General features: G+C 70.2%; 17 protein-coding genes. 12 read left to right on the forward strand and 5 right to left on the reverse strand.

Going from position 1 to position 19,239, the window contains the following annotated elements; genetic code table 11:
- Genes VBO01S_RS18660 through VBO01S_RS18700 form a run of 9 tightly spaced genes read left to right on the forward strand, consistent with a single transcriptional unit; the run spans window position 1 to window position 10,123 of the window.
- Window positions 1-1,395 carry an acetyl-CoA carboxylase biotin carboxylase subunit gene (locus VBO01S_RS18660; protein ID WP_062477619.1) on the forward strand — a complete coding sequence of 465 codons (1,395 nt, stop codon included), beginning with the start codon at window positions 1-3 and terminating at the stop codon, window positions 1,393-1,395.
- The gene (locus VBO01S_RS18665) at window positions 1,392-2,291 is read left to right on the forward strand and encodes a 5-oxoprolinase subunit B family protein (RefSeq protein ID WP_062477622.1); all 900 of its coding nucleotides are present in this window, start codon (window positions 1,392-1,394) and stop codon (window positions 2,289-2,291) included. Before VBO01S_RS18660 ends, VBO01S_RS18665 begins: the two co-directional genes overlap by 4 nt.
- Window positions 2,281-3,258 (forward strand): 5-oxoprolinase subunit C family protein, encoded by a 978-nt coding sequence (locus VBO01S_RS18670; protein ID WP_062477625.1) that lies wholly within the window; start codon window positions 2,281-2,283, stop codon window positions 3,256-3,258. The genes VBO01S_RS18665 and VBO01S_RS18670 overlap by 11 nt, the downstream gene beginning before the upstream one ends.
- Window positions 3,259-3,307: 49 nt before the next feature.
- Complete coding sequence (gene torT, locus VBO01S_RS18675; protein ID WP_062477628.1) at window positions 3,308-4,390, forward strand: TMAO reductase system periplasmic protein TorT; 1,083 nt, start codon at window positions 3,308-3,310, stop codon at window positions 4,388-4,390.
- 7 nt (window positions 4,391-4,397) lie between these two features.
- Window positions 4,398-5,906, forward strand: coding sequence for a sugar ABC transporter ATP-binding protein (locus tag VBO01S_RS18680; RefSeq protein WP_062477630.1), 1,509 nt, complete (start codon window positions 4,398-4,400; stop codon window positions 5,904-5,906).
- The gene (locus tag VBO01S_RS18685; protein WP_062477633.1) at window positions 5,903-6,949 is read left to right on the forward strand and encodes an ABC transporter permease; all 1,047 of its coding nucleotides are present in this window, start codon (window positions 5,903-5,905) and stop codon (window positions 6,947-6,949) included. The genes VBO01S_RS18680 and VBO01S_RS18685 overlap by 4 nt, the downstream gene beginning before the upstream one ends.
- A 33-nt stretch (window positions 6,950-6,982) precedes the next feature.
- A complete protein-coding gene (gabT, locus tag VBO01S_RS18690; protein ID WP_062477638.1) occupies window positions 6,983-8,254 on the forward strand; it encodes a 4-aminobutyrate--2-oxoglutarate transaminase in 1,272 nt (423 codons plus the stop codon).
- Window positions 8,255-8,265: 11 nt separating this feature from the next.
- Window positions 8,266-9,729 (forward strand): NAD-dependent succinate-semialdehyde dehydrogenase, encoded by a 1,464-nt coding sequence (locus tag VBO01S_RS18695; RefSeq protein ID WP_062477639.1) that lies wholly within the window; start codon window positions 8,266-8,268, stop codon window positions 9,727-9,729.
- A 13-nt stretch (window positions 9,730-9,742) separates the two neighbouring features.
- A complete protein-coding gene (locus tag VBO01S_RS18700) occupies window positions 9,743-10,123 on the forward strand; it encodes a GFA family protein (RefSeq protein ID WP_062477642.1) in 381 nt (126 codons plus the stop codon).
- A 14-nt stretch (window positions 10,124-10,137) separates the two neighbouring features.
- Here VBO01S_RS18700 and egtD read toward each other — a convergent pair whose 3' ends face one another.
- Together egtD and egtB are read right to left on the reverse strand one after the other, a co-directional pair.
- Window positions 10,138-11,136 carry an L-histidine N(alpha)-methyltransferase gene (gene egtD, locus VBO01S_RS18705; RefSeq protein ID WP_062477665.1) on the reverse strand — a complete coding sequence of 333 codons (999 nt, stop codon included), beginning with the start codon at window positions 11,134-11,136 and terminating at the stop codon, window positions 10,138-10,140.
- A gap of 26 nt (window positions 11,137-11,162) precedes the next feature.
- Window positions 11,163-12,428 (reverse strand): ergothioneine biosynthesis protein EgtB, encoded by a 1,266-nt coding sequence (egtB, locus tag VBO01S_RS18710; protein ID WP_062477644.1) that lies wholly within the window; start codon window positions 12,426-12,428, stop codon window positions 11,163-11,165.
- Window positions 12,429-12,739: 311 nt separating this feature from the next.
- On the opposite strand from egtB, the gene VBO01S_RS18715 reads away from it, so the two are divergent.
- Entirely contained in the window at window positions 12,740-14,086 is a 1,347-nt protein-coding gene (locus tag VBO01S_RS18715; protein ID WP_062477668.1) for an NAD(P)/FAD-dependent oxidoreductase, read from the forward strand.
- Between the two features lie 19 nt (window positions 14,087-14,105).
- Complete coding sequence (locus tag VBO01S_RS18720; RefSeq protein WP_062477647.1) at window positions 14,106-14,357, forward strand: hypothetical protein; 252 nt, start codon at window positions 14,106-14,108, stop codon at window positions 14,355-14,357.
- A gap of 39 nt (window positions 14,358-14,396) precedes the next feature.
- Here the strand turns inward: VBO01S_RS18720 and VBO01S_RS18725 are convergent, their stop codons facing one another.
- The 3 genes from VBO01S_RS18725 to VBO01S_RS18735 all read right to left on the reverse strand — a co-directional run bounded on the left by VBO01S_RS18725 (window position 14,397) and on the right by VBO01S_RS18735 (window position 18,089).
- Window positions 14,397-16,322 (reverse strand): PhoX family protein, encoded by a 1,926-nt coding sequence (locus VBO01S_RS18725; protein ID WP_062477650.1) that lies wholly within the window; start codon window positions 16,320-16,322, stop codon window positions 14,397-14,399.
- A 60-nt stretch (window positions 16,323-16,382) separates the two neighbouring features.
- The gene (locus tag VBO01S_RS18730) at window positions 16,383-16,961 is read right to left on the reverse strand and encodes a thermonuclease family protein (protein ID WP_082818193.1); all 579 of its coding nucleotides are present in this window, start codon (window positions 16,959-16,961) and stop codon (window positions 16,383-16,385) included.
- 96 nt (window positions 16,962-17,057) lie between these two features.
- Complete coding sequence (locus VBO01S_RS18735) at window positions 17,058-18,089, reverse strand: LacI family DNA-binding transcriptional regulator (RefSeq protein ID WP_062477653.1); 1,032 nt, start codon at window positions 18,087-18,089, stop codon at window positions 17,058-17,060.
- A 130-nt stretch (window positions 18,090-18,219) separates the two neighbouring features.
- On the opposite strand from VBO01S_RS18735, the gene VBO01S_RS18740 reads away from it, so the two are divergent.
- Window positions 18,220-19,086: a dioxygenase family protein gene (locus VBO01S_RS18740; RefSeq protein ID WP_062477656.1), complete on the forward strand. Its 867-nt coding sequence runs from the start codon at window positions 18,220-18,222 to the stop codon at window positions 19,084-19,086.
- Window positions 19,087-19,239 lie beyond the last annotated feature (153 nt).

The following is a 19,239-nucleotide window of genomic DNA, read 5'->3' on the forward strand; positions in this document are numbered from 1 at the left end:
ATGACCGCCGCATTCGACACACTGCTGATCGCCAACCGGGGCGAGATCGCGGTGCGCATCATCCGCGCCGCCAAGGAGCTGGGGCTGAAGACCGTCGCCGTCTACAGCGACGCCGACGCGCAGAGCCTCGCCGTGCGCATGGCTGACAAGGCCGTGCGCATCGGCCCGGCGCACGCCACCAAGAGCTACCTGAGCATCGACGCGATCCTGCAGGCCGCCGCCGACAGCGGCGCCGGCGCGGTGCATCCGGGCTACGGTTTTCTTTCGGAGAACGCCGCGTTCGCCGAGCGCGTCGAGGCCGCAGGCCTGGTGTTCGTGGGCCCGACGCCGCATGCGATCCGCACCATGGGCGACAAGGCCGCGGCACGCGCCGCCGCCCTGCGCGCCGGCGTGCCCACCGTGCCCGGCAGCGCGGGCGTGGTGACCGACCCCGACACCGCCGTCGAGGTGGCCAAGGACATCGGCTACCCGATCATGATCAAGGCCTCGGCCGGCGGCGGCGGGCGCGGCATCCGCGTGGCGCACGACGAGGCCGAGCTGCGCCAACAGTTCGCCACCGCCACCGCCGAAGCGCAGGCCGCCTTCGGCAACGGCGAGGTGTACCTCGAACGCTTCATCCGCCAGGCGCGCCACATCGAGGTGCAGATCCTGGGCGACGGCCAGCGCGTGGTGCACTGCTTCGAGCGCGAATGCTCGCTGCAGCGCCGGCGCCAGAAGGTGTGGGAAGAAGCGCCCTCGGCCGCCATCAGCGAGGCCACGCGCGCCGCGCTGTGCGAATCGGCACTGCGGCTCGCACGCGCCGTGGCCTACCGCGGCGCGGGCACGCTCGAATACCTGTACGACGACGACACGCGCGAGTTCTTCTTCATCGAGATGAACACGCGCATCCAGGTCGAGCACCCGATCACCGAGATGGTCACCGGTGTCGACCTCGTGAAGGAAATGCTGCGCATCGCGCTGGGCCAGCCGCTGCGCCTGCGGCAGGACGACATCCGCCTGACCGGCGCGGCCATCGAGGTGCGCATCAACGCCGAGAACGCGGCGAAGAACTTCATGCCGAGCCCCGGCCTCGTGTCGCAGCTCGTGGTGCCGGGCGGCCCGGGCGTGCGCTTCGACACCTTCCTGTTTCCCGGCTACACCGTGCCGGCCTACTACGACTCGCTGCTCGGCAAGCTCATCGTGCACGACACCGACCGCGCCAGTGCGCTGGCCCGCATGCGCCGTGCGCTCGACGAGTTGCAGGTCGAAGGCATCCATACGACGATCCCGCTGCACCGCGCGCTGTGCGAGGACGCGGATGTCGCCAAGGCCGAGTTCCACACCGGTTTTCTCGAAACCTGGCTCGCGGCGAATCCACTCGCCGACGCGCCTCCCATGTTGAAGGTGGCCGCATGACCGCTGCAAGCACCCTCCCCGTCCAGGCCCGCTACAGCTTCGGCGGCGACGAGCACCTGTTCGTCGAGATCAGCGAAGAGATGTCGCTGCCCGCCTTCTTCAAGGGCATGGCGATCTGCAACGAGCTGCGCCGTCGCGCGCTGCCCGGCGTGACCGAGATCTGCCCGGCCAACGCCGCCTACCTCGTGCGCTTCGACCCCGACACGATCGCGCCCGACGCGCTGCTGGCCACGCTGAAGGACATCGAAGCGGGCCTGGGCGATGCCGACCTGCAGATGCAGACGCGCATCGTCGAGATCCCGGTGCTCTACAACGACCCGTGGACGCACGAGACGCTGATGCGTTTTCGCGAGCGCCACCAGGACCCGTCGAGCACCGACATCGAGTACGCGGCGCGCATCAACGGCCACGCCTCGGTCGAGGCCTTCATCGAGGCGCACTCGTCGGCGCCGTGGTTCGTGTCGATGGTCGGCTTCGTGGCCGGCCTGCCCTTCCTGTTCCAGATGGTCGAGCGCCAGCGCCAGATCCAGGTGCCCAAGTACCTGAGCCCGCGCACCGACACGCCCAAGCTCACGCTGGGCCACGGCGGCTGCTTCAGCTGCATCTACTCGGTGCGCGGCGCCGGCGGCTACCAGATGTTCGGCGTCACGCCCGCGCCGATCTTCGACCCGGCCCAGCGGCTGTCGTACCTGAAGGAGCTGATGGTGTTCTTCCAGCCCGGCGACATCGTCAAGTGGAAACCCATCGAGCGCGCCGAGTACGACCGCCAGGTCGCGCAGGTCGAGGCCGGCACCTACGCGCTGCGCATCGCGCCGGTGTCGTTCTCCCTCAACGATTTCCTGGCCGACCCCGACGGCTACAACCAACAACTGCTGAAGGTGCTCCATGGCGATTGAAGTGCTCAAGCCCGGCCTCGCGACCAGCGTGCAGGACGCCGGCCGCCCCGGCTACTACCACCTGGGCATTCCGCTGTCGGGCGCGCTCGACCAGCAAAGCCTGGTGCTCGCGAACCTGCTGGTGGGCAACGACGAAGGCGCGGCCGTCATCGAAAGCACGCTGCTCGGGCCCGAGCTGCAGTTCGACGCACCCGCACTGGTGGCGGTGACCGGCGCCGACGCGAAGATCAAGCTCAACGGCAACGAAGCGCCGCGCAACACCTCGTTCACGGTGCAGGCCGGCGACAAGCTGAGCTTCGACTTCATGAAGCTCGGCGCGCGCATGTGCATCGCCGTGGCCGGCGGCATCGACGTGCCGGTGGTGCTGGGCAGCCGCTCGACCTACGGCCTGGGCGCGTTCGGCGGCTTCAACGGCCGCAAGCTGCTGGCCGGCGACAAGCTGCCCGTGGGCACGCCTTCGGCCAGCGCCCGCGCGGGCCGCACGGTCGATGCGGCGCTGCTGCCGGTGCTCGAGAAGGAAGTAGCCCTGCGCGTGCTGCCGGGCATCTACTTCCACCGCCTGCAGGAGGTGTCGGTGCACAGCTTCTTCGCCGACACCTGGACCGTCGGCTCCGAGGCCGACCGCATCGGCTACCGCTACAAGCACGGCACGCCGCTGAAGTTCCAGGACCGCACGCCGCCCTTCGGCGCGGGCGACGACCCGTCGAACATCGTCGATGCGGGCTACCCGTACGGCTCCATCCAGGTGCCGGGCGGGCGCGAGCCGATCATCCTGCACCGCGACGCGGTCTCGGGCGGCGGCTACGCCATGGTGGGCACCGTCATCAGCGCCGACATGGACCTCATCGCCCAGATGCAGCCCAACCACAAGGCGCGCTTCGTCGAGGTCGACATGGCGCAGGCGCTCGAAGCCCGCGCCGAACGCCGACGACGGCTCGATCGCCTGCGGGCCGCGCTCGCGGCCTGACGCGTTCCCCTTCCCCTTTTCTTCACCGCTGTCACCCAAGGAGTTCTTCATGAACAGCTCGCCCCTGCGCGTTTCATTGATCGCCGCTTCGCTCGCCACGGCCCTGGCGTGGCACGCCCCGGCCTCGGCCGCCGACTGGTTTCCCTACAAGGCCGAGGCCACCGAGCCCGCCTTCTCGGCCGAGGGCACGAAGAAACCCATCGACTACACGCCGCTGGCCAAGGCGTCGAAGAAGTGGGACATCTGCGTGTCGTTCCCGCACATGAAGGACGCCTACTGGCTCGGCGTGGACTACGGCGTGATCGAAGAGGCGCGCCGCCTGGGCGTGAAGCTGCAGGTGGTCGACGCGGGCGGCTACACCAACCTGAGCAAGCAGGTCTCGCAGATCGAGGACTGCGTGGCGCGCGGCGCCAACGCCGTGGTCATCGGCGCGATCTCGGGCGACGGGCTGAACAACGTCATCAAGGCCACGGCCGCCAAGAAGGTGCCGGTGATCGACCTCGTGAACGGCATCAGCTCGCCCGACCTGTCGGCCAAGTCGCTGGTGTCGTTCTACACGATGGGCCAGTCGACCGGCGAGTACCTGGCCAAGAAGCACCCCGCAGGCTCGCCGCCGGTGAAGGTCGGCTGGTTCCCGGGCCCGGCCGGCGCGGGCTGGGTCGAGGCCGCGCACAAGGGCTTCATGGAGGCGATCAAGGGCAGCGCCGTGACGGTGCTCGACCCCAAGTACGGCGACACCGGCAAGGAGGCGCAGGCCAAGCTGGTCGAGGACGTGCTGCAGGGCAACCCCGACCTGGCCTACGTGGCCGGCACGGCAGTGACCGCCGAGGCCGCCACCGGCATCCTGCGCGCGCGCAACCTCGACAAGAAGGTGCAGGTGCTCTCGTTCTACATGACGCCGGGCGTGTACGAAGGCATCCAGAAGGGCCGCATCGTGGCCGCGCCGGCCGACTCGATGGTGATCCAGGGCCGCATCGCGGTCGACCAGGCCGTGCGCCTGCTCGAGAACAAGGACGTGGTGAAGCACGTCGGCCCGAAGATCTTCGTGGTCGACGCCGGCAACATCAAGACCGTGAAGCAGGCCGACATCCTGCCGCCGACCGGCTTCAAGCCGGTGTTCGAGGTCAAGTAAGCCGGCCATGGCACCTGTGCTGCTGCAGACCCTCGGCCTGGGCAAACGCTACCCCGGCGTGCTCGCGCTCGATGCGATGGACTTCGAGCTGCGCGCCGGCGAGGTGCACGTGCTGTTCGGCGAGAACGGCGCCGGCAAGTCGACGCTGATCTCGCTACTGGCCGGCGCCAACGTGCCGACGGCGGGCGAGATCCGCATGCACGGCGCGCCGGTGAAGTTCGCCAACGTGCACGACGCGCGGCGCCACGGCATCAGCGCGGTGTTCCAGGAGTTCTCGCTGATCCCCACGCTGTCGGTGGCGCAGAACCTGAGCCTGGGCGAAGAGCCGTGCCAGGGCGGCCTGCTCGACCGCACGGCGGTGCGCGAACGCGCCCGCACGATGCTGGCCGACCTGGGTTTCGAGATCGATGTCGACGCGCCCGTGGCGGGCCTCACGCGCGCGCAGCAGCAGATGGTGGAGATCGCCAAGGGCCTGCGCGGCGAGGTGTCGGTGCTGATCCTCGACGAACCCACGGCCTCGCTCACCGACACCGAGACGCAGCGCCTGTTCGAACTGGTGGCGCGGCTGAAGGCACGCGGCGTGGGCATCGTCTACATCTCGCACCGCATGCAGGAGATCGCGCAGATCGCCGACCGCATCACGGTGCTGCGCGATGGCCGCAAGGTCACGACCGTGGACGCGCATGCGACCAGCGCCGACCGGCTCATCGAGCTGATGAGCGGGCGCGCCATCGACAACATCTACCCGCGCATCACGGCCAGTCCCGGCGAGGTGGTGCTGCAGGTCGAAGGGCTGGCCTCGCCGAACGGCGTGCGGAACGCCAGCCTCACGGTGCGGCGCGGCGAAGTGGTCGGGCTGGCCGGATTGGTCGGCTGCGGCAAGTCGGAGCTGTTCCGCGCGATCTACGGCCTCGACCCCGTAAGCGAAGGCCGCGTGCTGTTCAGGGGCCGGCCGCGCACCGGCGCGACGGTGCGCCAGCTGCTCGACGAGGGCCTGTTCTACCTGCCGCCCGACCGCAAGGGCGAAGGACTGGTGCTCGGCTTCACCTCGCGCGCCAACATCACCCTGCCCCTCGTGCATGGGCCGCTGCGCGGGCGCGGCGGCTGGCTGCGCAAGCGCCTCGGGCGACGGCTTTCGACGACGGCCGCCGAGCGCGTCGAGCTCGCGCCGCGCAACCTCGAACGGCCCGTGGGCCTGCTCTCGGGCGGCAACCAGCAGAAGGTGCTGTTCGGCAAGGGCATGACGCGCGACGCCGCGCTCTACGTGTTCGACGAGCCCACGGTCGGCGTGGACGTCGGCACCCGCAGCGCGCTGTACGAGGTGATCCGCAAGCTCTGCGAAGGCGGCGCCGCGGTGGTCGTGATCTCGTCCGACCTGCCCGAGGTGCTGCACCTGAGCCACCGCGTGTACGTGATGTGCCGCGGCGAGATCGCCGGCGAGCTGCACGGCGACGCCATCCAGGAAACCGCCGTGCTCAACCTGTTTTTCGGCCCCAGCGAGAACCCCTCCTCATGACTTCGCCTTCACTCACCGCCGCCCCGGCGGCTCCCACGCCCGGCCTGGCCGGGCGCGCCCTCGGCCTGTTGCGCAGCCTCTTTTTGCGCCTGGGCGTGCTGCCCTTCATGCTGGTGATTGCCTGCGTGGTGTTCGCCACGCTGTCCGACCAGTTCCTCACGGTGCAGAACCTCGTGAACCTGCTGCGCCAGTCGGTCTACCTGATCCTCGTGTCGCTGGGCCAGATGCTGGCGCTGGTCACCGGCGGCTTCGACCTCTCGGTGGGCACGGTGATGGCGATCACCTCGGTGGTCTCGGCGCTCGCCATGCAGGCGCTGGGCGCGGCCTTTCCCGACGCGGCCTGGATGGTGGTGCTCGTGGGCTGCGCCTGCGGGATGCTCGCCGGGCTGGTGGTGGGCCTGGTCAACGGCTTCGGCGTGGCGGTGATCGGCGTGTCGCCCTTCATCGTGACGCTGGGCGTGCAGTCGATCGGCTTCGGCTTTGCGCTGTTCCTCACGGGCGGCGTGCCGGTGTCGGGCATGCCGGCGCAGTTCAGCGAGCTGTTCGGCTTCGGCGCCGTGCTCGGGGTGCCGGTGCCGATTCTCGTGACGGCCGTGTGCGTGGCCGGCATGGGCGTGCTCATGGGGCGCCTGCCGACGGGCACGCACCTGCTCGCGGTGGGCGGCAATGCGAAGGCCGCGGCGCTGTCGGGCATCGATACGCGCCGCGTGCTGCTCATGGCCTACCTGCTGTGCGCGGGCCTGGCGGCCGTGAGCGGCCTGCTGCTCACGGCGCGCGTGGAAACCGGCGAGGCCAACCTCGGCGGCACCGTGGCGCTCGAATCGATCGCGGCCTGCGTGATCGCCGGCGTGAGCCTGCGCGGCGGCATCGGCCGCGTGCCCAACGTGGTGATGGGCGCCATCTTCATCGGCCTGGTGCAGAACGGCATGAACCTGGCCAGCGTGGGCTCGTACCTGCAGATGGTGGTGCTGGGCGCCCTGCTGATCGTGGCCGTGGTCGCCGACCAGATCCGCCATCGCATGGTGGCGCCGGGCAGCCACTGAGCCTCCAACCAACACAAGCAACAAAGGAATCTCATGACATCCAGGACCAACGCCGCCATCGACGCGCGCCGCATCGCCGCCACGCCGCGCGGCGTCGGCATCGGCTTTCCCATCTACGCTGAGCGCGCGCTCAACGCCGAGCTGTGGGACGTCGAAGGCCGGCGCTACATCGACTTCGGCTCGGGCATCGCCGTGCTCAACACCGGCCACCGGCATCCGCGCGTGGTGGAGGCCATTCGCGCGCAGCTCGAGCGCTTCACCCACACGGCCTACCAGGTGGTGCCTTACGAGAGCGTGGTGTCGCTGGCCGAGCGCCTGAACCGCCTCACGCCCGGCACCCACGCCAAGAAGACCGCCTTCTTCACGACCGGCGCCGAGGCGGTCGAGAACGCGATCAAGATCGCGCGCGCCGCGACGCGCCGGCCGGGCGTGATCGCGCTGGGCGGCGGCTTTCACGGCCGCACCTTCATGGGCATGGCGCTCACGGGCAAGGTGGTGCCGTACAAGACCGGCTTCGGGCCCTTTCCCGGCAGCATCTTCCACGTGCCCGCGCCGATCGCGCTGCACGGCGTGTCGGTGGACGATTCGCTGCGCGCCATCGACAAGCTGTTCAAGGCCGACATCGAGCCCGAGCAGGTGGCGGCCATCATCCTGGAGCCGGTGCAGGGCGAAGGCGGCTTCTACGCCGCGCCGCCCGCGTTCATGCGCGCGCTGCGCGAGATCTGCGACCGCCACGGCATCCTGCTGATCGCCGACGAGATCCAGACCGGCTTCGCGCGCACCGGCAAATGGTTTGCCATGGACCACCACGACGTGGTGCCCGACCTCATGACGATGGCCAAGAGCCTGGCCGGCGGCACGCCGCTGTCGGCCGTGTGCGGCCGCGCCGAGATCATGGACGCGCCCGCGCCCGGCGGGCTCGGCGGCACCTACGCCGCCAACGCACTGGCCATCGCGGCCGCGCATGCGGTGCTCGACGTGATCGAGGACGAACGCCTGTGCGAGCGCGCGCAGGTGCTGGGCGACCGGCTCAAGGCGCGCCTCGAAGGGCTGCGCGCCAAGGTGCCGCAGATCGCGGACGTGCGCGGCCTGGGCGCGATGGTGGCGGTCGAGTTCGCGGGCGCCGACGGCGCGCCCGACCCCGAGTTCACGAAGCAGGTGCAAACCCGAGCGCGCGACGCGGGTTTGCTGCTGCTGACTTGCGGCGTGCACGCCAATGTGGTCCGCTTCCTGTTCCCCCTGACCATCGAAGACGCGGTGCTCGGCGAAGGCCTCGACATCCTCGCCGCCGCATTGCAAGCCTGAGACAACATTCCATGCCATTGAAGCTCCAAGACCCGACCCTGCTGCGCCAGCAGGCCTGCATCGCCGGCGCCTGGGTGAATGCCGACAACGGCACCACCGTCGCCGTCACCAACCCCGCCACCGGCGAGCAGATCGGCACCGTGCCGATGTGCGGCACCGAGGAAACCGTGCGCGCCATCGCCGCCGCCGAAAAGGCGCAGAAGGCCTGGGCCAAGGTGCCCGCCAAGGAACGCTCGGCCATCCTGCGCAAGCTCAACGACCTGATGCTCGCGAACGTGGACGACCTCGCGCTGATCATGACCACCGAGCAGGGCAAGCCCCTGGCCGAGAGCCGCGGCGAGATCGCCTACGCGGCCTCGTTCATCGAGTGGTTCGCCGAAGAAGCGCGGCGCGTGTATGGCGACACCATTCCCGCGCCGCAAGCCGACCGCCGCATCCTCGCGCTCAAGCAGCCCGTGGGCGTCACCGCGGCCATCACGCCCTGGAACTTCCCCACCGCCATGCTCACGCGCAAGGCCGGGCCCGCGCTCGCGGCCGGCTGCGCGATGGTCGTGAAGCCGGCCACGCAGACGCCCTTCTCGGCGCTGGCCTTTGCCGTGCTCGCCGAACGCGCGGGCGTGCCCAAGGGCCTGCTGTCGGTGCTCACCGGCTCGGCCAGCCAGATCGGCGGCGAGATGACGCGCAGCCCCATCGTGCGCAAGCTCACCTTCACCGGCTCGACCGAGGTGGGCCGCACGCTCATGAAACAGTCGGCCGACACCATCAAGAAGCTGTCGCTCGAACTCGGCGGCAACGCGCCCTTCATCGTGTTCGACGATGCCGATGTCGATGCCGCCGTCGAAGGCGCGATGGTCTCCAAGTACCGCAACACCGGCCAGACCTGCGTGTGCGCCAACCGCTTGTACGTGCAGCGCGGTGTGCTGGAAGCCTTCACGCAGAAGCTGGTGGCCAAGGTCAACGCACTGAAGGTCGGCAACGGCACCGAGGCCGGTGTGAACCAGGGCCCGCTGATCGACGCCAAGGCGGTCGAGAAGATCGAGGAGCACGTGGCCGACGCCGTCGCCAAGGGCGGCACCGTGCTCGCGGGCGGCAAGCGCCATGCGCTGGGTGGCCTGTTCTACGAGCCGACCGTGATCGGCGGCGCCACGCCCGAGATGCTGTTCGCGCGCGAGGAAACCTTCGGCCCGCTGGCGCCGATCTTCGCGTTCGACACCGAGGCCGAGGCCATCGCCGCGGCCAACGACACCGAGTTCGGCCTGGCCGCGTACTTCTACAGCCGCGACATCGGCCGCATCATGCGCGTGGCCGAGGCGCTCGAGTCGGGCATCGTGGGCGTGAACACCGGGCTGGTGTCCACGGCCGAGGCGCCGTTCGGCGGCGTCAAGCAGTCGGGGCTGGGGCGCGAGGGCTCGAAGTACGGGCTCGACGACTTCCTCGAGATCAAGTACGTGTGCCTGGCGGGGCTGGACAGCTAGGAACGCGCTGCCCGTGACAACGTACCAAGGCGCCTGCCACTGCGGCGCGTGCCGCTTCGAGGTCGACACCGACCTCGACCATGTCCGCAGCTGCAACTGCTCCGTGTGCCGGCGCCGGGGCGCGCTGATTCACCGTGTGCCCGCATCGGCGCTTCGCCTGCTCACGCCGCTGGAAGACCTCACGGTCTATGAATGGCACACGCGGACCGCACGCGACTACTTCTGCCCCACCTGCGGAATCATGCCGTTCCGGATTCCCAGCGCGCCGACCGCGCAAGAGACGGCCGAAGGCAAGCTGCCGTTCACGGGATGGGCCATCAATGCACGCTGCCTGGAAGGCGTGGACCTGGCCAGCATCCCGGTCAGGCTCGTGAACGGCGCCGATCTGTCCTGAGCGCTGAGGGCCGTTCAGCTCAGCAGCCAGTGCACGCTGAACAACCGCTCGGGGTCGGTCCACACCGCCCCGACGCGGAAGCCCGCGCGCACCGCCAGGGCCTGCAGGCCCTCGACGGTGAACTTGTGCGAGTACTCGGTGTGCAGGGTCTCGCCTTCCTCGAAGGAGAAACGCTCGCCGCGCAGCTGCACGCTCTGCGCGCGCCGGCTCACGAGGTGCATCTCGATGCGGCGCATCGGCGCGTTGTAGAAGGCCGCGTGCGAGAAGCCGTCGAGGTCGAAGTCGGCCGACAACTCCGCGTTCGCACGCCGCAGCAGGTTGAGGTTGAACGCCGCCGTCACGCCCTGCGCGTCGTTGTAGGCCGCGTGCAGCCGGTCGGGGTCTTTCACCAGGTCGACGCCGATGAGCAGGCCGCCGCCGCGCAGCATGCGCGCCGCGAGCTGCAGGAACGCCAGCGCCTCGTCGGGCTCGAAGTTGCCGATGGTCGAGCCCGGGAAGAAGCCCACGCGCCGCCCCGCCCCGGCCAGGGGCGCGGGCAGCACGAGCGGCATGGTGTAGTCGGCCGCGATGGGCTGCACCGCGAGCGCCGGGTAGTCGGCCTTCAGGCGCGCCGCCGCGGCTTCGAGGTGCTCGCCCGAGATGTCGATCGGCAGATAGCGCTTGGGTGATTCGAGCGCATCGAGCAGCAGCCGCACCTTGGTGAGCGAACCCGCGCCGAACTCCACGATCTCGGCGTTCGGCCCGATCTGCGCGGCGATCTCGCCGGCACAGGCGCCCAGGATGCCCAGCTCGGTGCGCGTGGGGTAGTACTCGGGCAGCTCGCAGATGCGGTCGAACAGCTGCGAGCCGGCCACGTCGTAGAAGAACTTGGGCGAGATGTGGCGCGGCGTGCGCGCCAGGCCGGCCTGCATGGCACGGCCGAACTCGGACCACGGGGCGGTGTCGGGCGGGGTCGCTGCTTCCTGTCGCTGCAGGTGGCTGGCGAGGACGAACGGGGCGGTCGGATTGCGCATGGTGCTCGGCTCCATCGAGGTGTCGGTCAAAGGTCTTTCGCGAGCCGCAGCCCCGAGAACTGCCAGCGTGCCGCCGGCGGAAAGAAATTGCGGTAGCTCGACCGCGTGTGGCCGGCCGGCGTGGCCACGCTGCCGCCGCGCAGCACCAGCTGGCCCACCATGAACTTGCCGTTGTATTCGGCCGCGATGCCGGGCAGCGGACGAAAGCCCGGGTACGGGTCGTACGAGGAACGTGTCCATTGCCAGACGTGGCCGCTCATCTGCGCGATGCCGGGCGCGTCGAAGGCGGTCTCCCATTCGAACTCGGTGGGCAGCCGTGCGCCGGCCCATTCGGCGTACGCGGCGGCCTCGTAGAAGCTCAGCTGGGACACGGGTGCGTCGGCCTCCATCGGCCGCACGCCGTGCAGGCCGAACACCTGCCAGCCGGCGGGAGCGGCATGGCCGCCGCCCGCGCCGAGGGTGGCGATGCGCGGGTCGTCGGCTTCGAGCCAGTAGGCCGGGTGGCGCCAGCCTTGGGCCTGCACCGTGGCCCAGCCGTCGGACAGCCACAGCTCGGGCCGCCGGTAGCCGCCGTCGGCAATGAACTGCGCGAAGTCGCCGCAGTTCACCAGCCGGTCGGCGATGGCGTAGGGGCGCAGCAAGGCGGCGTGGCGCGGCGTCTCGTTGTCGAAGCAGAAGCCCTCGCCCGCATGCCCGACCTCGACCGTGCCGCCCGGCTGTTCTAGCCAGCGCACCTCGGCCGGCACGGCGGCCAGCCGCCGTGCGGGGCCGCTCGCGGGCTTGTACGCCGGCAGCAGCGGGTTGCACGACAGCGCATGCAGGATGTCGGTGAGCAGCAGCTCCTGGTGCTGCTGCTCGTGGTTCAGCCCGAGCGCGACGATGGCCTCGATGGCCGCCCAGTCGAGCGCCTCCGGCGCCGCCAGCAGCGCGAGCACCGCCTCGTCGACATGGCGGCGGTAGGCGTGCACTTCGTCCAGCGACGGCCGCGTGAGCAGGCCGCGCTGCGGCCGCGGGTGGCGCGGGCCGAGCGCCTCGTAGTAGGAGTTGAAGAGGTAATGAAAACGCGCGTCGAAGGGTCGGTACCCCGCCGCATGCGGCTGCAGCAGCACGGTCTCGAAGAACCACGTCGTGTGCGCCAGGTGCCATTTGGTCGGGCTGGCGTCGGGCATCGACTGGATGCACTGGTCCTCGGCGGACAGCGGCGCGGCCAGCGCCAGGCTGGCGGCGCGCACCGTGCGGAATTGCTCGCGCAAGGCGCTCGCCACGGGGGCGATCGGCCGGGAAAACATCATGGTGTCTCCAGTTCGAAGGTGTGAATGAATCCGCCGTGTCCGAGCGGCCCGCGCAGGCGTGTGCCATCAAGGCGCAAAGCGCAGTCGCAGCTCGGGCTGCGGCGAGCATTTGCAACGCCGAGGGCACGCGTCTGCGCGGGATGAGCGGGCATGGCGGGTTCGTTCACACCTTCTCAGGTCAGCGGGAAGTTTTAGCCCATTCGGGCGACAAAAGCACGTAGGACAAGACGCCGCCGCCGCGCCGCCGCGGGATCCCGTCCTGCGCGCAAGCGGCCCCGGAACGCCCCGGCCCGCTGCGTATGATCCGGACGATGCAAACCCCCTCTCCTTCGGCTAGGCCCCACGTTGTCATCATCGGCTGCGGTTTCGGCGGACTCGAGGCAGCGCGCAAGCTGCAGCGGGCCGACGTCGATGTGACGGTGATCGACAAGACCAACCACCACCTGTTCCAGCCCCTGCTGTACCAGGTGGCGACCGCCGGGCTCGCTGCGCCATCGATCGCGGCGCCGGTGCGCGCCCTGTTCCGCAAGCAGGCCAACGTGACCACGCTGCTGGCCGAGGTGACGGGCATCGACCCGGCCGCGCGCACGGTGCAGCTGGCCGATGGCAGCCAGGTGGCCTACGACCACCTGATCGTGGCGGCCGGCGCCACGCACAGCTATTTCGGGCACGACGAGTGGGCGCCCGCCGCGCCGGGCCTGAAGACGCTGGCCGACGCCTTCGAAATCCGCCGCCGCGTGCTGATGTCCTTCGAGACGGCCGAGACCACCGCCGACCCCGAACGCCGCCGCGCCCTGCTCACCTTCGTGGTGATCGGCGCCGGGCCGACCGGCGTCGAGATGGCCGGCACGCTGGCCGAGATCGCCAAGCACACGCTCGCGGGCGAGTTCCGCCGCATCGACCCCGGCAGCGCGCAGGTGCTGCTGGTCGAGGGCGGCCCGCGCGTGCTGCAGGCCATGCCCGAAAGCCTGAGCCAGAAGGCGCTCGAACAACTGGAACGGCTCGGCGTGGAGGTGCGGCTGAACGCGCGCGTCACCGCCATCGACAACGCCGGCCTCGAAGTGCAGACCGGCGGCGGCCCCGACGGCGCGCCGCTGCAGAGCTACCGCATTCCCAGCAGCTGCGTGGTGTGGGCGGCCGGTGTCGCGGCCTCGCCGCTGGGCCGGCTGCTCGGCAACGCCACGGGCGTCGAGTGCGACCGCGCGGGCCGCATCAAGGTCGAGCCCGACCTGAGCCTGGCGGGCCACCCCGAGATCAGCGTGGTGGGCGACCTGGCCGCCGCCATGAGCCACGCGCCCGGCAAGCCGCCCAAGCCGGTGCCCGGCGTGTCGCCCGGCGCCAAGCAGGCCGGCCGTGCGGCGGCGGCGAACATCCTGCGCCGCCTGGCGGGCCAGCCCACCGTGCCATTCCGCTACGCCGACTACGGCAACCTGGCCACCATCGGCCGCAACTCGGCCGTGGTCGACCTGGGCACGCCCTTCGGCCCGCTGCGCTTCAGCGGCCGGCCCGCGTGGCTGTTCTGGCTGTTCGCGCACGCGTACTTCCTCATCGGTTTCCGCAACCGCGTCGTCGTGATGTGGGACTGGGCCAGCGCCTACTGGAGCTTCCAGCGCAACGCGCGCGTGGTGGCCGACGTGCAGGGCCGCAGCGAGTCGTAGGCACGCCCCACGCCGCGCGATGACGTTGCTCTGGTGGGTCGTCTTTCATGCGCTCGATGCGCTGTTCTGGCTCTGGATCCTGCGCTGGGGCGGCGCGGCCTGGCTCGAAGGCACATTCCTCTCGGGCTTTCTCGTGAGCATCTTCGCGCCGCGCTGGGGCGCCGAGGGCCTGCGCATGTTCGCGCTGCTGATGCTGGTCGTGTGCGCGATCAGCTTCGTCTGGGGCCTGCTCATGCCCGAGATGCGCTGCCGGTACTCGGGCCACTGCTGAAGCCCCGAGGGCGCCCCGCGAGGCGCCCCCTTGGCTGCGTCAGCTGCCGATCACCCCACCGTCGATCTTCGTGATGACCACGGTCGCCGAGCGCGGCCGGCCTGCGCCGTCGGGCCACTTCGACACGGCGAGCGGGCGCTCGGGGTCGCTGCGCTCGTTGGCCGGCTCGCCCGGGTGCTGGATGTTGATGAACAGCGTGCGCAGGTCGGGCGTGGCCGTGAGGCCGGTGATCTCGCAGCCGGCCGGGCCGAGCAGGAAGCGGCGGATCTCGCCCTTCGTCGGGTCGCAGGCCAGCATCTGGTTGTTGGGCAGGTTCGTGTACTCGCCCTTGCCCAGCGTGGAGGTCGACACGTCGGCCTGGATCCACAGCACGCCGCGCGCATCGACCATCAGGCCGTCGGGGCTGCCGAAGGCGTCGCCCTTGACGTTGCCCTGCGCCTCGTAGCGCGTCTGCTTCGGGTCGCCCGCGAGCACGAGGTGGTTCCACGCGAACTTCGTGGCGTCGAGGTCGCCGCTTTCCTTCCAGCGGATGATCTGGCCCATCGTGTTGTTGGAACGCGGGTTGGCCGCGTCCATGAAGGGCTGGCCCGGTGCGCCGCGGTTGCTGTTGTTGGTGAGCGTGCAGTAGACCTCCTTCGTCAGCGGATCGACGGTGGTCCACTCGGGGCGGTCCATCTTCGTGGCGCCGAGGATGTCGCTGGCCTGGCGCGACTTGATGAGCACGTCGCCCTGCGTGGCGAAGCCCTTGTCGGCCACCAGCCCGCCCTTGCCCTGCTCCAGCGGCAGCCATTCGCCCGTGCCGTCGACGTCGAAGCGGCCCACGTAGAGCGTGCCGTGGTCGAGCAGGTCGCGGTTGGCGGCGGCGCCGCCGGGGCGGACCTTGTCGCGGCTCACGAACTTGTAGATGTATTCGAAGCGCGAGTCCTCGCCCATGTAGACCACGGCGCGGCCGTCGTCGGTAAGCGCCACGGCGGCGCCTTCGTGCGCGGCGCGGCCCAGTGCGGTGCGCTTGCGCGGGGTGGAGCTCGGGTCTTGCGGATCGATCTCGACCACCCAGCCGTAGCGGTTCGATTCGTTCGGGTGCTTGGCGACGTCGAAGCGCTCTTCGTGCTCGTACCAGCGGTACTTGGCGCCGTTGCCCTTCTTGAGGCCCCAGCGCTTCTGGTGCGCGTCGGGCGTGGCGGTGCCCTCGAAGTAGTCGGCGAAGTTTTCCTCGCAGGTCAGGTAGGTGCCCCACGGCGTCTGGCCGTTGGCGCAGTTGTTGAAGGTGCCGAGCACCTGCGTGCCCGAGGGGTCGCCCGCGGTGCGCAGCATCGGATGGCCGGCCGCGGGGCCGGTGAGCGTCATCGGCGTGAGCGCGGTGATGCGGCGCGCGAAACGCGAAGGCAGCACCTGCTGCCAGGCCGCGCCGCCGCGCTGCAGCTCGATCACCGACACGCCGTGCGCATGCATCGACTTGCGCACCTTCGCGGCGCTCCAGGTCTTCATGCCGTCGGTGTGCAGCAGGCCGTCGTCCACGTACTCGTGGTTCAGCACCAGCAGGCCGCGGTTCGATCCGTCCAGCGGGAAGAAGGCCATGCCGTCGTGGTGCATGCCGGCCTGCAGCGCCTGGTCGTCGGCGGAGTCGGAAGCGTCGGTCTTGAAGGCGGGCATGCGGCCCGCGATGCCCGTGGGGTCGCCCCAGCGGTACAGCACCTGCGTGCGGTAGCCCTCGGGCACGACCACCTGGTCGACCGCCGCCATGGGCACGCTCTTGAAGCCGATGCTGCGGCCCAGGCCGCTCACGGCGTTGTTGCTACCGCCGCTGCCCGTGCTGGCACAGCCGGCCAGCGGCCCGAACAGGCCTGCCACGGCCGCTGCCAGGCCGCCGCGCACGAAGACCCGCCGCTGCGGATCGGACACGTCGTGGATGGTGGGATTGCCGGAGGGGTTCGAGTCCTCCATGCGCGCGAAGTCTTTGGCCATGTCCTGAAGGTCCGTGGGAATCGTGGGAGCCTGCGATGCTCCCGCGCGCCCATGAAGCCGTCATGACAGGGGTTCGAAGCGCACGTCGCCCCATGGCTGCGAGCTACCGCCGTGGTTGCTGTTGTTGTTGCGCGGCTGCTCCCGCCGTTCGCGGCGCCAGTCCCACGGCGGCGTCGGCGCGGTGTCGGCCCACAGGCCGATGTGCTGCGCGCGCGCCGCGGCCTCGAGGCGGAACAGATCGCCGCCACGCTTCTTCGCGATGCCGTGGTAGTCGTACACCCAGGCCCAGCCCTCGGCCACCAGGCGGCGGCCGGCGTCTTCGCCGTTGCAGCGCACGTCGGCCACGGTGCGGCCGTAGCGGTCGGTGTCGCGCTCGGTGATGACGGCCTTCTCGGCGTAGCACAGGCGGCTCAGCGCCTGGCGGCTGCGCTGGCCGTAGGGCTGCGCTTTCTCGGGCGCGTCGATGGCAGCGATGCGCACCTTGACCTGTTCATAGGCGCCGCTGCGACCGCAGCGCGCGGTGAGCGTGTCGCCGTCGCTCACGCCGACGACGAGGCAGGTGCGCGGCGACGCGGCGTGGGTCAGCAGCGGGAGGAAAAGACCGAGGGAAAGAAGCAGGAAGACGGGGCGAAAGCGCATGCGAAAAGGAAGCGGAACACGGAGCCAAGAATGGCCGACGATTCTCCGTGCGAAGTGCGCGCTTCGCCCTGCGGATGCATTTGTTTTCGTCTTCGTTCAGCGCGCGGCCGGCGCGGCCGTCGACTTGCGCACCACCAGCTCCGGCCGCAGCACCACGGTGGAGGCCGACAGCGCCTGCCCGTCGATCTCCTCGAACAGCATCTCGGCCGCGCGCCAGCCGAGTTCGCGGTGCGGCAGGCGGATGGTGGTGAGCGGCGGATCGACCATGTCGACCAGCGGCATGTCGTTGTGGCCGGTGATGGAGATGTCTTTCGGCACGCGCAGGCCGGCCTCGCGCAGCGCGTCGTAGGCGCCCAGCGCCACGAGGTCGTTGCAACAGACCACGGCCTGCGGCGCGGCGCCGGCCGCGAGCATCTGCTTCATCGCGGCCGCGCCCGCCTCGCGGCTGTAGCTCGCGCACTCGACGATGCGGGCCGGCTTCATGCGGTGGTCGCGCAGCGCCTGCTCCACGCCCAGCAGGCGGCCCACGCCGGTGGGGATGGTCTGCGGCCCCGCCAGATGCGCGATGCGCTTGTGGCCCAGGCCCACGAGGTGGTCGACCGCGAGCTTCATCGCCAGCCGGTCGTCGCTCACCACGGCAGGCAGGCGGCCGGTTTCGTCGGCGCGGTTGACCAGCACCGCGGTCATGCCGGCCTTGGCGACGAAGTCGACCAGCGGATCGTCGCGCGTGGCGGTGGCCAGGATCACGCCGTCCACGCGCTGCGCCAGCATGCGCTCGAGCACCGGCCGCGCGAGCGCCGGATCGACCACGTTGGTGACGAACACGAAGTAGCCGCGCGCGGCCGCGCTGGCCTCGATGCCTTGCAGGATCGGCGGGAACACCGCGTTGGTGATGTCAGGCACCAGCACGCCGATGGTGTGCGTGCGGCCCGTGCGCAGCGCCGAGGCCGCGCGGTTGGGCCGGTAGCCCAGGCGCTGCGCGGCCTCCTCGACCACGCGCAACACCTCGTCGCTGATCAGCGAGCGCTTCTCGGGGCTGAGCGCGCGCGACACGGTCGACACATGCACCCCGGCGGCACGGGCGACGTCGCGGATGGTGACGGGGCTGGAAGGGGGATGGGTGCTCATTGGTGCAAACGATTGTTGGTCATCCGGTGCGCCATGGTTGGCGAATTCCCATTCTGGCGTCCCGGATACCCTCCATTTTACTTTTCCAGAATCTGACTTAAGATCATGCAAACGATTGCAAGAATTGCAGATGAACATCGCCACCTCCCCCGATTCGGTGCTCGGCTTTGCGCTCGACGCCATGCAACGCACCCCCGATCCGCGCCTGCGCACCGTGATGGACGCGCTCACGCGCCACCTGCACGCCTTCGTCCAGGAGGTGAAGCTGACCGAGGAAGAGTTCGAGCAGGCGCTCGAATTCATCGTCGCCATCGGCCACGCCACAGGCGAGACCAAGAACGAGGTGGTGCTGGCGGCCGACATCCTGGGCGTGTCCACCGTGGTGGCGCTGCAGAACAACCAGGACCCGCACGGCGAATCGCCGGCCGCGCTGCTGGGCCCCTTCTGGCGCGCCAACTCGCCGGCCTGCGCAGCGGGCGAAAGCATCGCGCGCTCGGGCACGCCCGGCACGCCGCTGGAGGTGACGGGCACGGTGCGCGACGTGGGCGGGCAGCCGATGGCCGGCGTCACGGTCGACGTGTGGCAGGCCTCACCGGTCGGGCTCTACGAGAACCAGGACCCGGAACAGGACGACATGAACCTGCGCGGGCGCTTCACCACCGACGCGCAAGGCCGCTTTCATTTCCGCAGCGTGCGCCCCGCCGGCTACCCGGTGCCCACCGACGGGCCCTGCGGCGTGCTGCTGCGCGCACAGCAACGTCACCCGAACCGCCCTGCGCACCTGCACTTCATGCTGAGCAAGCCGGGCCACAAGGTGCTGGTCACGCAGGTGTTCGCCGACGACGACGAGAACCTGGAGAGCGACCCGACCTTCGGCGTGACGCGCCAGCTCATCGGCCGCTTCGCGCTCGCGCCCGACCGCGGTAGCGCCACGCTGCAGTACGACTTCCAGCTCGAACCCGGCGAGATGAAGTTCCCCCGCCCACCGATCCCCTGATTTTGCAACTTCCCTTCATCCCATGAGCTTCGATCCCCAATCCCGACTCCACGGCAAGATCGCCGTCATCACCGGCGGCCTCGGCGCCATCGGCTACGCCACGGCCACGCGGCTGGCCGCGCTGGGCGCCACCTGCGTGCTGCTGCACCGCGG

Source organism: Variovorax boronicumulans NBRC 103145, from assembly GCF_001591345.1.
GTDB lineage: Bacteria > Pseudomonadota > Gammaproteobacteria > Burkholderiales > Burkholderiaceae_C > Variovorax > Variovorax boronicumulans.